This is a genomic window from Rahnella sp. GSA61A, from assembly GCF_019969905.1.
Classification (GTDB): domain Bacteria; phylum Pseudomonadota; class Gammaproteobacteria; order Enterobacterales; family Enterobacteriaceae; genus Rahnella; species Rahnella aceris.
The window spans coordinates 73,115-88,553 of sequence record NZ_JAHXYO010000015.1 but is presented as its reverse complement, the minus strand read 5'-3'; the positions used below and the strand labels follow the sequence as shown (position 1 = coordinate 88,553).

The window sequence follows — 15,439 nt, the reverse complement described above, 5'->3', positions numbered from 1 at the left end:
GATGTGTGGATGCAAAAGAATAGTCACAATCAACGGGGCTATTCTTGGGCGAATGCACAGTGTTATTTCGTGGCCTCCTTTTTATACTGTATTGGCCCTCTGAAGGTGACGTTGAAAGTAATACAGGTAAATTTCAGGCGATCATAAATAAAGTGTTTATTGCCTGTTTCGAATTAAGACGCTGTACGGCGAATAACCACAGGTGAACGAAAAACGTTATTTCAATAACGGTGAGCTCCCTGAAAAATTTTCGCATTATGACAATGAGGGTCACCATGAACATTCAATCTCAGTCCGGGACAATCGCGCAAAGTAAGGTACGGACCCATATCCGTTACTATATTTTGCTGATTATCTTTTTAATCACGGCGGTGAATTACGCTGACCGCGCCACGCTCTCTATCGCGGGAACCGAGGTCGCGCGTGAGCTGGGCCTGGATGCTGCCGACATGGGACAAATCTTTGCCGCGTTCGGCTGGGCTTATCTGATTATGCAATTGCCCGGCGGCTGGCTGCTGGACAGATTTGGCTCCAAAAAAGTGTACACCTACAGCCTGTTCTTCTGGTCGCTGTTCACCCTGTTGCAGGGTTTTGTGGGCTGGTTCCCGCTGGCGTACGGCGCACTGACGCTGTTCATGTTGCGTTTCATGCTCGGTTTCTCCGAAGCTCCATCGTTCCCGGCGAACGCCCGTATTGTGGCTGCCTGGTTCCCGACCACTGAACGCGGCACGGCTTCCGCGATTTTTAACTCCGCACAGTATTTCTCACTGGCACTGTTTTCGCCTTTGCTGGGCTGGCTGACTTATGCCTGGGGCTGGGAACATGTTTTCATCGTGATGGGCGTGCTGGGTTTTGTCCTGACGCTGGTGTGGATCAAATTCATTCACAACCCGCCGGAACATCCACATATTTCTAAAAGTGAGCTGGAGTATCTGACAGACGGCGGTGCCGTTGTTGATATCGACCACAAGAAAACGGACAGCGCGAAAAGTGGCCCGAAATGGAGCTACGTTCGTCAGATGCTGAGCAGCCGCATGATGCTTGGGATCTTCTTCGGACAGTATTTCATTAACAGTATTACGTGGTTCTTCCTGACCTGGTTCCCGATTTATCTGGTTCAGGAAAAGGGCATGTCTATTCTTAAAGTGGGGATGATTGCCGCAATTCCTGCGCTGTGTGGTTTTGCGGGCGGTGTGCTGGGTGGCGTGTTCTCAGATTTTCTGATCAGACGCGGCTACTCGCTGACCGTGGCGCGTAAAATTCCTATCGTGCTGGGCATGTTATTAGCCACCAGCATCATTTTGTGTAACTACACAGACAATAACGTACTGGTCGTCACCCTGATGGCGCTGGCGTTCTTCGGTAAAGGCTTCGGAGCGCTCGGCTGGCCAGTGATTGCGGATACTGCGCCAAAAGAAGTCATCGGTCTGTGCGGCGGCATCTTCAACGTGTTCGGTAACGTGGCCTCCATCGTGACGCCGCTGGTGATCGGCTACATCGTGAAAGGTCTGCATTCTTTCAATATGGCATTAATTTTTGTGGGCTGTTCAGCACTGATGGCGATGCTTTGCTATCTGCTGGTGGTCGGCGATATCAAACGTCTGGAACTTAAGAAATAGTAAATTGCGATGCGGGGTAATCCGGGCATCCCGGCTCTGCCCCCTTTTATGAGGTCAGATATGAGTAATCAAATGATTCCAAACCGGTTCCGCCAGGACTTATTGCAAGGGAAAACCCTGATTGGCTGTTGGTCAGCATTATCCAGCCCGATCTCAACCGAAGTGCTTGGCCTCGCAGGTTTTGACTGGCTGCTGCTCGACGGCGAACACGCGCCAAACGATGTTAGCACTTTTGTGCCGCAGCTGATGGCGCTGAAAGGCAGCCGCAGCGCGCCGGTAGTTCGTCCGCAATTCAACGATCCGGTGGTGATTAAACGTCTGCTGGATATCGGTTTCTACAATTTCCTGGTGCCGTTTGTGGAAACACAGGAACAGGCTGAGCTGGCCGTTGCTTCGACCCGTTATCCGCCTGCCGGGATCCGCGGCGTTTCCGTTTCCCACCGCAGCAACATGTTCGGCACCGTGCCGGATTACTTCAACAGCATCAATGACAACATCGCGGTGATGGTGCAAATCGAAAGCCAGCAGGGCGTCGATAATCTGGACGCGATTGCTGCCGTTGATGGCATCGATGGCATTTTCGTCGGCCCGAGTGATCTGGCCGCAGGCATGGGGCATCTGGGCAACGCCGGACACCCGGACGTGCAGGCCGCTATCCGTCACATTTTTGCGCGTGCAAAAGCGCATGGCAAACCGAGCGGTATTCTGGCACCGGTTGAAGCGGATGCGCGCCGTTATCTGGAGTGGGGCGCGACCTTCGTGGCTGTCGGCAGTGATTTAGGCGTTTTCCGTGCAGGCACACAGGCGCTGTGCGATCGCTTCACCCAGTGATCCGCTCTCATTACATCAATATAAAGAGGATACCCGAATGAAAATTGGCTTTATTGGTTTAGGCATCATGGGCAAGCCTATGAGCAAAAACCTGCTGAAAGCAGGTTACGAGCTGGTCGTTATGGACCGCAATCAGGATACCGTCGGCGAAATTGTCCAACTCGGCGCGACAGCCGCAGACACACCAAAAGCGGTGGCTGCGGTTTCTGATGTGATCATCACCATGCTGCCAAACTCGCCGCAGGTGAGAGACGTGGCGCTGGGCGAAAATGGTCTGATTGAAGGCGCTCGTCCGGGCACCATTTTCATCGACATGAGTTCTATCGCGCCGCTGGCAAGTCGTGAAATCAGTGAGGCGCTGGCCACTAAACAAATCGCGATGCTCGATGCGCCGGTCTCCGGTGGTGAACCAAAAGCCATCGACGGCACTATGTCTGTCATGGTGGGTGGCGACAAAGCCGTGTTTGATAAATGCTATGAAATCATGAAATCCATGGCGGGTTCGGTGGTGCATACCGGTGATATTGGTGCAGGCAACGTGACCAAGCTGGCGAACCAGGTGATTGTGGCGCTGAACATTGCGGCGATGTCAGAAGCACTGGTGCTGGCAACCAAAGCGGGCGTGGATCCGGATCTGGTTTTCCAGGCAATTCGTGGTGGTCTGGCAGGCAGTACCGTGCTGGAAGCGAAAGCGCCGATGGTGATGGATCGCAACTTCAAACCGGGCTTCCGTATTGATTTACACATCAAAGATTTAGCGAACGCACTGGACACCTCACACAGCGTCGGCGCACAACTGCCTCTGACCTCGCTGGTCATGGAAATGATGCAGGCATTGAAAGCGGATGGTCATGGGCAATCTGACCATAGCGCTATTGCACGCTATTATGAAACCTTAGCGAAGGTTGAAGTTACCCGTTAGTCTGCGGCGGACGCGCGGCGCTGAATGAACACGGCCGGCGCGCGGCCCTTCAGGCAGGATGCAAAACTGACAGGACGCTTTTCCACATCGGCGCGTGCAGTTTATGAAGGTAATGACTTTATGAAAATAGTGATCGCACCGGATTCATACAAAGAAAGTTTGTCTGCTTTGGATGTGGCAAAAGCCATCGAGAGTGGGTTCCGTGAGATTTTCCCCGAGGCAGAGTACGTCAAGTTGCCGGTTGCCGATGGCGGCGAAGGCACGGTAGAGGCCATGGTGGCGGCTACCGGTGGGCGTGTGGTGAAGGTGAATGTCACCGGACCACTGGGCACCCCGCTTGAAGCGTTTTTTGGCCTTTCAGGTGATGAGAAAATCGCTTTCATCGAAATGGCGGCGGCCAGCGGGCTGGAAAGTGTTCCTCCGGCGCAACGTAATCCGCTGAAAACCACGTCGTATGGTACAGGTGAACTGATCCATTCTGCTCTCGGCCACGGCGTAAAACACTGCATTATCGGGATTGGTGGCAGCGCTACCAACGATGGTGGCGCTGGCATGATGCAGGCGCTGGGCGCGAAGTTGCTGACCAAAGATGGCAAATCTATTGGTCAGGGCGGAGGCGAGCTGGAAAAACTGCACCACATTGATATCAGCGGGTTGGATCCGCGAATTAAAACATGCCGCTTTGAAGTGGCCTGTGACGTCACGAATCCACTGACCGGCAAGGACGGAGCTTCTGCCATCTTTGGCCCGCAAAAAGGGGCAACACCGGAGATGATCGAACAGCTCGACGGCTATCTGCATCATTACGCCCGGGTGATCAAACAGGATCTGGGTATCGACGTTGAGCATGTTCCCGGAGCTGGTGCTGCTGGTGGCATGGGAGCGGCACTTTACGGGTTCTGTCATGCCGAACTGCGCCAGGGCATTGAGATCGTCACCGATGCGCTGGGGTTGGATGAACTGGTGAAAGATGCCACGCTGGTGATTACCGGTGAAGGGCGGATTGACAGTCAGAGCATCAATGGCAAAGTGCCAATTGGTGTGGCACGGGTGGCTAAACGTTACAACAAGCCCGTGATTGGTATTGCCGGCAGTCTGACAAAAGATGTTGATGTCGTTTACGACCATGGTCTGGATGCTGTTTTCAGCGTGCTCTACAGCATTTGTACGCTCGATGATGCCCTGAAAAACGCCGCAGACAACTTGCGTAAATCAGCACGAAATATTGCCGCCACTATTAAGTTATCGCAAAAGCTTTAACCGACAGCACTCAGGATATAAAACCGGTGTTCAGGCCCAGCCTGCGCCGGTTTTTGTATTTTATTTCCCTCGGTTTTACGTTAGGTTTTAAAGACATTCGCCAATGAGAAAACACGTATGTCAGAGATCGATTTTTCACAGCAGCCGGTTAATACGCAAACGAAAGGGCTGGGGCCGCTGAGTGACGGTGCGCGCATGCGCGATATCCGTGAACAGGGCTGGAATATCCTGCGTGAAGACGTCAGCCTGCCGGTGGCGGTGCTGCTCGAAGAGAGAATCGAACACAACCTTTCCTGGATGCGTGAATTTATCCAGCGTTATCAGCTTAAACTGGCACCGCACGGCAAAACCACCATGAGCCCTGAGTTGTATCAGATGCAGCTGGAATTCGGCGCATGGGGCATCACGCTGGCAACGGCACCGCAGGTTAATGCCGCGTTCCGGCACGGTGTGCGCAAAGTGATCATGGCGAATCAGCTGGTGGGGAAAGGCAACATGGCAATCATTGCCGGGTTGCTGCGTGATGACCCGGCATTTGATTTTACCTGCATCGTGGATTCTGCTGAGAACGCCGATGCGCTCGGGCACTATTTTGCCAGCCAGCGGCAGAAACTGCGGGTGATGTTTGAGTACGGCATAACGGGCGGGCGCACCGGTATTCGCACCGAACAACAGGAAGCCGACGTACTGGCGGCGGTGAAGCGCTGGCCGCAGTCACTGGCGCTGGTCGGCGTCGAGCTTTATGAAGGCGTGAGCAATGATGAAGCGGTGATCCGCAGCTTCCTGCGTCACGTGATGACACGTACCGAAGCGCTGGCGCAGGCCGGAGAATTTGCTGAACCCCAGGTGATTTTGACCGGTGCAGGTTCCGCCTGGTTCGATGTAGTTGCCGAGGAACTGACGCGGGAAGAAACCCATCTTGATGCAGAAAAACGCTACGTGCTGGATATCATTCTGCGTTCCGGTTGTTACGTGACACACGACGTTGGCGCGTATCAGGCGGCGCTGGAGCGTATGCAAACCAGCAATCCGGTGGCGCGTGAAATGAACAGCAGTTTACAGCCAGCGTTGCAGGTCTGGGCAGCCGTGCAGTCGTTGCCGGAACCGGGCAGGGCCATTATTGCGTTCGGCAAACGTGATGCCGGTTATGATGCCGGATACCCGAAAGCGGCCGGACATTTTCGTCCGCGCAGCGCCACACAGGCCGGATACACCACGGTGGTGCCCGCGCCTGACGACTGGAAAGTATTCGCGATGATGGATCAGCATGCGTTTATGTCGATCCCGGAAGATGCGGATTTGAAAGTCGGCGACATGCTGGTATTTGATATCTGCCATCCGTGCCTGACGTTCGACAAATGGCGTCAGTTGTTGCTGGTGAATGAACAGTGGGATGTGACCGGCGCGGTGACGACCTGGTTCTGACGACACGAAAACGCCCGGACGATGCCGGGCGTTAATCTTTTTAATGACTACCTCGGTAAATACGCCACTGCCGCACGCTTCACGTTGTCAATTTCATCAAGCAGTTCAAACCATTCCGGTTCCAGCGTTTCCACGCTGACGCCCTGACGAAGCTGTTGTTCAATGTAGAAACACAGCCGTTTCAGACGCGGTACGCCGCTGTAGCTGCAACTGCCATGAAGCTTGTGGATCAGCGCCAGAATATCGTCGTCCGGTTCGCCACGCGTGACGGCTTCCACCCGTTCTGCCACCTGCGGCAGAAACTCCACCAGCATTTGCAGCAAATCCTGCGCCAGCGCGACTTTATTGGCTGACTGACTCAGTGCCAGTTGCCAGTCGAGTGTGCTGATCGGCGCGAGTGACTCGCTGGCCTGCAACGGTGAATCCAGCTGTGTCTGATGCTGATGATGGCGCGACAGAACATTTTTCAGCATGCTTTCATCAATGGGTTTAGACAGGTAATCGTCCATCCCCAGTTTCAGTAACTGTTCACGCTCGCCGCTCAGCGAGTGCGCGGTGACGGCCACCACCGGCGTTTTGGCATGGCGCGCCATCTGGTGGATGATTTCGCTGGCGCGAATGCCGTCGATATCCGGCATCTGAATATCCATCAGAATAATATCCAGATCGGTATGACGTGCGACATCGATGGCTTCTTCACCGCTGTGACAAAGCACGGTGGTTTCCACCAGTTCTTCCAGCAAGGCGCCAATCAGTTTGAGGTTTGCCGGATTGTCATCCACCGCCATGGCGGTCAGCGGCAGACGCGAGGTTTTATCTTCGTCGTTACCGATCACCCTGACGGAAGCCTGTTGTTCATGTAACAACAGCGGCAGCAGGCGGATACTCGACATCGGTTTAATCAGACAGGCCTGAACGCCACGCCTTTTCAATTCTTCGGCATCCACCTGGAACTGACTCGGCAGCGCCAGCAGAAGGTGCTGTGTCATGCCCAGCACTTTCTGCAATTTACCCTCGTAGTCCGCCAGAACCTGATCCGGTTTGACCGGAATGCTGCACAACATGATGTCGTACCATGGCTCAGGAAGCGCAGCCAGCGTGGTGCGATGTGTGATATCCAGCGGTGTGGCCTGCAGGATTTCCATCGTGGCTTTCGCCGCCGCCGGATTGGCTTCAACATAGGCCAGACGTTTGCCTTCAAGATGATTCATGGAAACCGGCGTAATATGACGGTTTTCATTCAGCTCGAGCGTGACGTGGAACCAGAAGGTCGAACCGCGGTTCAGCTGGCTGTAGAAACTGATGTCTCCGCCCATTTCTTTCACCAGACGCTGGGTGATCACCAGCCCTAATCCGGTGCCGCCATGTCGGCGCGAAATGCTGGCATCAGCCTGACGGAAAGCCTGGAACAATTGCGACTGCTGACGTTCGGAAATCCCGATGCCGGTATCGTGGATCTGCACTTCCAGTTCCACCTGCAAATTGTTCTGCGAACGCAGCTCGACATTGATATCGATGTTGCCGGTTTCAGTAAATTTAATCGCATTTCCCAGCAAGTTAGTCACCACTTGCTGCATGCGCATTGGATCGCCCAGCACGTTTTCCGGCACGTTGTTGTGGACGTTCAGCGTCAGTTCCAGACCTTTATCATGCGCGGTGTGCGCCAGCAAAATAACCACTTCATCGAGCATTTCACGCAGCGAGAACGGAATATGCTCGAGCACCAGTTTGCCAGCTTCCAGCTTGGAGAAATCCAGCACGTCATTAATGATGGTTAACAGGTGATTCGCGGAGCGCTCAATGGTTTGCAGATAGTCCGCCTGCGTTGGCGAAAGCGGTGTTTTCAGTGTCTGGCGGGTAAAGCCGATCACGCCGTTGAGCGGTGTTCGCAGCTCGTGGGACATGTTCGCCAGGAATTCAGATTTGATACGCGCCGCTTCCTGGGCACGTTTCTTCGCCAGATCCAGCTCGACGTTTTGGATTTCCATCTGCTCCAGCGTTTCGCGCAGGTCTGACGTTGCCTGATCGATATTCTGCTGCACTTCTTCGTGGTAGGCCGTCAGCGACATCGCCATCGAGTTAATGCCGTTTTTTAGCATGCTCAGTTCGCCCGGCATGTTGCCTTCCACGCGGCTGTCGAGCTGCCCGCGGCGGATGCGGTCAACGGTATTCACCATGTTACGGATCGGTCCTGTCACGTCGCGCATCAGGCGGTAAGCGAACAGCGTGGCGATACCCAGACACAGCAATAACAGCATGGTGGATACGAACGCTTCCTGATATTGCGCCAGTTTTACCGAACGTAAATCCAGTTCAATGGCGATATAACCCAGCCGGTTGTCCGGCGAGGCACTGAAGGTTTCGTCATCCGCTTCCGTATGGTTTTCAGCCTGAATGGGCGTGCGCAGGATCAGCACATCGCCGGAACGGGTTTTCGTCAGCTCACGCGGAATGTCTTCGATGCGTTTTACCTGCAACGGACTGTCGTCATGCTGGCTGGTCGAACTGGCAAACAGTTTGTTCTCGCCATCAAACACACTGATGCTGCGTACAATATCAGAGTGATTACGGTGCAGACGGCTGATCAGCCGTTTCACCGGTTCGCGTTCCCGGAACGTCATGCCATATTCGCTTGCGACTGCCAGAGGCTCGATAATACTGGCTCCGGCTTCTGTCAGCTGGTTCTGCAACTCGTTGTAGCGGTGCACCACAAAGAAGGTGCTGAGCAGCAAACCGATCATTAATGTCGGTGCCAGGATCAGGATCATCATCCGTGCGCGAAGGCTATATTTGGTCATGAGGTTCCAATGTGGGAGAATTAGCTAAAGTAAGCTTAATAAACCAGCGTGTAATCGACAATAATGGCTCAATTCTACTCTCCGAACCGTCGCGTGACGACCCGGCAAACGATAACTGTGACCGCCACCGACCTTGATACTTTCGGGCAAGGTGTGGCACGCCACAATGGCAAAGCCGTATTTGTCAGTGGTTTACTGCCCGGCGAACAGGCAGAAGTCACTTTAACAGAAGATAAAAGCAAGTATGCCAAAGGTAAGCTGAAGCGTTTGCTGACCACCAGCGACGATCGGGTAAAACCGCTGTGTCCGCACTATTCCACTTGCGGCGGGTGTCAACAGCAGCACGCCAGCGAGGCACTGCAACAGCGCAGTAAATCAGCGGCGTTATTACGCCTGATTTCCCGCGAAACCGGTATTCTGGCGGATCCGCTGCCAGTGATTGCCGGTCCGCAATACGGTTACCGCCGTCGTGCGCGTCTGGGATTGCAAATTGCGGGCGTTAAACCGGGGCGTAAAGCCGGTGCCGTCAGCGGCCCGCTGGTGATGGGGTTCCGTCAGGAAGGCTCCAACGATCTGGTGGCGATTACCCGTTGCCCGGTGCTGCGGCCTGAGCTGGAGCAACTGCTGGTGCCGGTGCAGGAATGTTTGTCGTCATTATCGGCGGCGAAACGCCTCGGGCATCTGGAAATGGTGCTGGCGGATAACGGCCCGCTGTTGGTGCTGCGTCATCTTGATCCGCTCAGTGAAGCCGATCGTACGCGCCTGACGGCGTTTGCGGCGCAACATCAGTTAACGATTTTTCTGGCGCCTGACAGCGAGACTCTGGAGCCTTTGTGCGGCGAACCCCCTTATTATCAGATTGATGGTTTGAATCTGAAATTTGGCCCGCGCGATTTTATTCAGGTGAATGACGCCGTTAACCAGCAAATGGTGGCGCAGGCCCTGGACTGGCTGGAACTGACGCCGGAAGATCGCGTGCTGGATTTGTTCTGCGGGATGGGGAATTTTACCCTTCCGCTGGCAAAAAGAGCTAACCAGGTTGTCGGCGTCGAAGGTGTTGCTACACTGGTGGCGAATGGGCAAGATAATGCCCGGAATAATGGATTAGAGAATGTGTCCTTCTTCCATGAGAATCTGGAAGATGATGTCAGTAAACAACCCTGGGCGGCACAAGGTTTCAATAAAATCTTGCTGGACCCGGCCCGGGGTGGCGCTGCTGGCGTGATGACGCATATTGTTAAGCTTGCCCCGGCGCGTGTGGTGTATGTGTCATGCAACCCCACAACATTGGCGCGGGACAGTAAAATTTTGTTGGAGGCGGGTTATCGTTTGGCCGGGGTGCGTATGCTGGATATGTTCCCGCACACCGGTCACCTTGAATCGATGGCTCTGTTTATCAACCCGTCTGACACAGGTGTTGTGTCAGAAACGTAGGGAGAGGGTATGGTTGCGGTAAGAAGTGCACATCTGAACACGGCTGGCGAGTTCGCGCTCGACGACTGGATCAATAGTTTAGGACTGTCCAGCCAGCAATCATGTGAGCGTTTAGCCGAAACCTGGCGCTACTGCGAGCAACAAACGCAGGGCCATCCTGACGCCTCGCTGCTGCTATGGCGCGGTCTGGAGATGGTTGAAATCCTCTCGACCCTCAGCATGGATAACGACAGTATGCGCGCGGCGCTGCTGTTCCCGCTGGTTGATGACGGCATCATTGATGAAGACACCCTGACCCAACAGTTCGGTAAAGCCATTACTGATCTGGTACATGGCGTGCGTGATATGGATGCCATCCGCCAGCTGAAAGCCACGCAAAACGATTCCATGGCTTCCGAGCAGGTGGACAACGTCCGCCGCATGCTGCTGGCGATGGTGGAAGATTTCCGCTGCGTGGTGCTGAAACTGGCTGAACGTATCGCTCATCTGCGCGAAGTGAAAGATGCGCCGGAAGAAGAGCGCGTACTGGCGGCCAAAGAATGTACCAATATTTATGCGCCGCTGGCTAACCGTCTGGGTATTGGCCAGTTGAAATGGGAGCTGGAAGATTTCTGCTTCCGTTATCTGCATCCTGACGAATACAAACGCATTGCCAAACTGTTGCATGAACGCCGTATCGACCGTGAGCAGTACATCGACGATTTTGTGTCGACCGTTAAAAATGCGATGGCCGAAGAGGGCATCAAAGTTGATGTTTACGGCCGTCCCAAACATATCTACAGCATCTGGCGCAAGATGCAGAAAAAATCCCTGTCCTTCGACGAACTCTTCGACGTGCGTGCCGTGCGTATTGTGGTGGAGCGTTTACAGGATTGTTACGCCGCGTTAGGGATTGTGCACACTCATTTCCGCCATCTGCCGGATGAGTTCGACGATTATGTCGCCAACCCGAAACCGAACGGTTATCAGTCGATTCACACTGTGGTGCTGGGGCCGCGTGGGAAAACGCTGGAAGTGCAGATCCGCACGCGTCAGATGCATGAAGATGCTGAGCTGGGCGTCGCGGCGCACTGGAAATACAAAGAAGGCACCGCTGTGGTCGGTGGCCGCAGCGGGGGCTACGAAGGTCGTATTGCCTGGCTGCGAAAACTTATCGCGTGGCAGGAAGAAATGGCCGATTCGGGCGAAATGCTCGACGAAGTGCGCAGCCAGGTGTTCGACGATCGCGTCTACGTGTTTACGCCAAAAGGCGACGTGATCGACCTGCCGATGGGCTCCACGCCGCTCGACTTTGCGTATCACATCCACAGTGATGTGGGGCACCGGTGTATCGGGGCGAAAATTGGCGGCCGCATCGTGCCGTTCACCTATCAGCTGCATATGGGCGATCAGATTGAAATCATCACCCAGAAGCATGCGAACCCAAGCCGCGACTGGCTGAACCCAAGTCTGGGTTACGTCACGACCAGCCGCGGGCGCTCGAAAATTCAAAACTGGTTCCGTAAACAGGATCGCGATAAGAACATTATTGCCGGTAAACAAATCCTCGATGACGAGCTGGACAGACTGGATATCAGCATCAAAGATGCCGAGAAACTGCTGCTGCCGCGCTACAACGTCAACTCGCTGGATGAAGTGCTGGCCGCAATCGGTAACGGCGATATCCGTCTGAATCAGATGGTGAACTTCCTGCAATCGCAGCTGAAAAAGCCGAGTGCGGAAGAGCTGGATAAAGAAGCTTTGCGCCAGCTGACGCAGAAAACCACACCGCCACCGACCCGTACCAAAGACAATGGCCGCGTGGTGGTTGAAGGTGTCGGTAATCTGATGCACCACATTGCGCGCTGTTGTCAGCCGATCCCGGGCGACGAAATCGTCGGTTACATCACTCAGGGCCGCGGGATTTCCATCCACCGTGCCGACTGTGATCAACTGGAAGATTTACGTTCGAATGCGCCGGAACGTGTGGTCGATGCCGTATGGGGCGAAAGTTACTCCAGCGGGTATTCACTGGTGGTACGTGTGGTGGCTAACGACCGCAGCGGCCTGCTGCGTGATATCACCACGATTCTTGCCAATGAAAAAGTGAACGTACTCGGTGTTGCCAGCCGCAGCGACACACGCCAGCAACTGGCGACTATCGACATGGATATCGAAATCTACAACCCGCAGGTGCTGGGACGTGTGATTGCCAAACTGAACCAGTTGCCGGATGTAATTGAAGCCAAGCGGCTTCACGGCAGCTGATCAAACGCTTATAAGGCCCGCCAGTCGGGCCTTTTCTTTTATGTTTTTGACTCATCTCTTTTAAAACGGACAGATCCTATGACCGACTCTTCTTTACAACGCCTGCTCACCATTATGAAAACCCTGCGCGACCCTGAAGCGGGCTGCCCGTGGGATAAAGAGCAAACTTTCGAGACGATTGCCCCGTACACGCTGGAAGAAACCTACGAAGTGCTGGATGCCATCGCCCGCAAAGATTACGACGATGTGCGCGACGAACTGGGTGATCTGCTGTTTCAGGTGGTGTTTTACGCGCAGATGGGCAGCGAACAAGGGCTGTTTGAGTTTGACGATATCTGCAATGCTATTTCGGACAAATTAGAGCGCCGCCATCCGCAAATCTTTGGGCAGGAAGCGGCCTGGTCGAAAGACGCCAGCAGTCAGGATGTGCTGGTCAAATGGGAAGCGCGTAAGGCACAAGAGCGGGCGGAGAAATCCCTGCATTCGGCGCTTGATGACATTCCTTCCGCGTTGCCTGCGCTGATGAAAGCACACAAAATTCAGAAACGTTGTTCGAATGTCGGGTTCGACTGGACCACACTCGGGCCGGTGCTCGACAAAGTCTACGAAGAGATCGACGAAGTGATGTTTGAAGCGCGTCAGGCAGTGATCGATGAAGAAAAGCTCGGCGAGGAAATCGGCGACCTGCTGTTCGCGACGGTGAATCTTTCCCGCCATTTAGGCCACAAAGCGGAAGATGCGTTGCAGGCGGCCAACCGCAAGTTTGAGCGCCGTTTCAGGCAGGTCGAGGAAATTATCCGTGGAAAAGGCTTAAACATGGAAGATGCTACACTTGAGCAGATGGAAGACGCCTGGCAGCAGGTGAAAAAGCAGGAAGGCTGAGTTAGCTCTCCGACTTTGATCGGAAACAAGATCTGAATCTGCTGAAACGGTTAAGCTCAATGTCATTCAGTGCTTAACCGGCTGATCTGAGAGCAGTAAAGTCCAACAAATTGAAATCTAAGATGTTTTAGTGCGTCATGCGAACAACACAGCACTTTTTACAAGCTAACTGTTTGTTTTTGAACGAATGAAAGAACAGCGCTGGCAGGGTTAACCCTTCTGAACTGACGGTAAGGAAAACGATGATGGACAGCAAAACGTTTATTTGTGGCGCACACAAGGTTCCGGTATACTGTTTTCCCGTCTTGGTTACTCCATCATCTTTAAACCTAACCTCTCAGGTTCAGCATGACAACTAATTATATTTTTGTGACCGGCGGGGTCGTATCCTCTCTGGGTAAAGGCATTGCCGCAGCCTCTCTGGCGGCTATTCTCGAAGCCCGTGGCCTCAACGTGACCATCATGAAACTGGACCCGTATATCAACGTGGATCCGGGTACGATGAGCCCAACTCAACATGGCGAAGTCTTCGTTACCGAAGATGGCGCTGAAACCGATCTCGATCTGGGTCACTACGAGCGCTTCATCCGCACCAAGATGACTCGTCGCAACAACTTCACCACGGGCCGTATTTATTCCGACGTGCTGCGCAAAGAGCGCCGTGGCGACTATCTCGGCGCAACCATCCAGGTTATCCCGCACATCACCAACAACATCAAAGAACGCATCATTGAAGGCGGCGAAGGCCACGATGTCGTGCTGGTTGAAATTGGCGGTACTGTCGGTGATATCGAATCCCTGCCGTTCCTGGAAGCGATTCGTCAGATGGCGGTTGAAGTGGGCCGTGAGCACACGCTGTATATGCACCTGACACTGGTGCCTTACATGGCGGCAGCCGGTGAAGTGAAAACCAAACCGACCCAGCACTCTGTAAAAGAACTGCTGTCTATCGGTATCCAGCCGGACGTGCTGATTTGCCGTTCTGACCGCGCAGTGCCTGCCAACGAACGCGCGAAAATTGCGTTGTTCTGTAACGTGCCGGAAAAAGCGGTTATCTCCCTTAAAGACGTTGATTCTATTTATAAAATCCCGGCCCTATTGAAATCTCAGGGTCTGGACGACTATATTTGTAAACGTTTCAGCATCAACGCACCGGAAGCCAACTTGTCCGAATGGGAACAGGTTGTTTACGAAGAAGCCAATCCGGGCGGTGAAGTGACTATCGGCATGGTCGGTAAGTACATTGAGCTGCCAGATGCTTATAAATCTGTGATTGAAGCGCTCAAACACGGCGGCCTGAAAAATCGTCTGACCGTGAACATTAAACTTATCGATTCTCAGGATGTCGAAACCCGTGGTGTCGAGGTGCTGAAAGGCCTGGACGCGATCCTTATCCCGGGTGGCTTCGGCTACCGTGGTGTGGAAGGGAAAGTGGCAACGGCGCGTTATGCACGTGAAAATAACATTCCTTATCTGGGCATTTGTCTGGGTATGCAGGTTGCGCTGATTGAGTTCGCCCGTAACGTTGCGGGTATGGAGAACGCCAACTCCACCGAATTTGTGCCAGACTGTAAGTTCCCGGTGGTTGCACTCATCACCGAATGGCGCGATGAAGAAGGTAACGTCGAAGTACGTTCCGAAGACAGTGATTTAGGCGGCACCATGCGTGTGGGCGGACAGCAATGTCACCTGAACGACGGTAGCCTGGTTCGTGAGATGTACGGCGAGCCGACAATAGTTGAACGCCATCGTCACCGTTACGAAGTGAACAATATGCTGCTCAAACAAATCGAAGCCGCAGGTTTACGCGTAGCCGGTCGCTCTGGCGATAAGCAACTGGTGGAAATCATCGAGCTGCCTAACCATCCGTGGTTTGTCGCTTGTCAGTTCCATCCAGAATTTACGTCAACGCCGCGTGATGGTCATCCGTTGTTTGCAGGCTTCGTGAAGGCTGCCGGTGAGTATCAGAAGCGTCAGGTAAAATAAAATACCGGGGAAGAGATGCGCCATTGGCGCATCTC

At 53.9% G+C, this 15,439-nt stretch carries 10 protein-coding genes; 9 read left to right on the top strand and 1 reads right to left on the bottom strand.

Annotated features, from left to right (window positions below):
- Positions 1-275 precede the first annotated feature (275 nt).
- The 5 genes from LC431_RS18410 (at position 276) to LC431_RS18390 (ending at position 6,057) form a co-directional block, all read left to right on the top strand.
- Positions 276-1,619: an MFS transporter gene (locus LC431_RS18410; protein WP_015689387.1), complete on the top strand. Its 1,344-nt coding sequence runs from the start codon at positions 276-278 to the stop codon at positions 1,617-1,619.
- A gap of 60 nt (positions 1,620-1,679) precedes the next feature.
- Positions 1,680-2,450, top strand: coding sequence for a 2-dehydro-3-deoxyglucarate aldolase (garL, locus tag LC431_RS18405; RefSeq protein WP_013573986.1), 771 nt, complete (start codon positions 1,680-1,682; stop codon positions 2,448-2,450).
- On the top strand, positions 2,434-3,372 hold the full coding sequence (garR, locus tag LC431_RS18400) for a 2-hydroxy-3-oxopropionate reductase (RefSeq protein ID WP_370633890.1): 939 nt from the start codon (positions 2,434-2,436) through the stop codon (positions 3,370-3,372). Before garL ends, garR begins: the two co-directional genes overlap by 17 nt.
- A 120-nt stretch (positions 3,373-3,492) precedes the next feature.
- Complete coding sequence (locus tag LC431_RS18395; protein WP_013573988.1) at positions 3,493-4,632, top strand: glycerate kinase; 1,140 nt, start codon at positions 3,493-3,495, stop codon at positions 4,630-4,632.
- Positions 4,633-4,749: 117 nt separating this feature from the next.
- Positions 4,750-6,057 (top strand): amino acid deaminase, encoded by a 1,308-nt coding sequence (locus tag LC431_RS18390; RefSeq protein ID WP_013573989.1) that lies wholly within the window; start codon positions 4,750-4,752, stop codon positions 6,055-6,057.
- Between the two features lie 47 nt (positions 6,058-6,104).
- Here LC431_RS18390 and barA read toward each other — a convergent pair whose 3' ends face one another.
- Positions 6,105-8,855 (bottom strand): two-component sensor histidine kinase BarA, encoded by a 2,751-nt coding sequence (gene barA / locus LC431_RS18385; protein ID WP_013573990.1) that lies wholly within the window; start codon positions 8,853-8,855, stop codon positions 6,105-6,107.
- A gap of 63 nt (positions 8,856-8,918) precedes the next feature.
- Here barA and rlmD point away from each other — a divergent pair, with 63 nt between their 5' ends.
- The 4 genes from rlmD (at position 8,919) to pyrG (ending at position 15,404) form a co-directional block, all read left to right on the top strand.
- Positions 8,919-10,289, top strand: coding sequence for a 23S rRNA (uracil(1939)-C(5))-methyltransferase RlmD (rlmD, locus tag LC431_RS18380; protein ID WP_223510151.1), 1,371 nt, complete (start codon positions 8,919-8,921; stop codon positions 10,287-10,289).
- Between the two features lie 9 nt (positions 10,290-10,298).
- Positions 10,299-12,536, top strand: a complete 2,238-nt coding sequence (relA, locus tag LC431_RS18375; RefSeq protein WP_013573992.1) for a GTP diphosphokinase — start codon at positions 10,299-10,301, stop codon at positions 12,534-12,536.
- Between the two features lie 78 nt (positions 12,537-12,614).
- Positions 12,615-13,418 (top strand): nucleoside triphosphate pyrophosphohydrolase, encoded by an 804-nt coding sequence (mazG, locus tag LC431_RS18370; RefSeq protein WP_013573993.1) that lies wholly within the window; start codon positions 12,615-12,617, stop codon positions 13,416-13,418.
- Positions 13,419-13,766: 348 nt separating this feature from the next.
- Positions 13,767-15,404 (top strand): glutamine hydrolyzing CTP synthase, encoded by a 1,638-nt coding sequence (gene pyrG / locus LC431_RS18365; protein ID WP_013573994.1) that lies wholly within the window; start codon positions 13,767-13,769, stop codon positions 15,402-15,404.
- Positions 15,405-15,439: the final 35 nt, after the last annotated feature.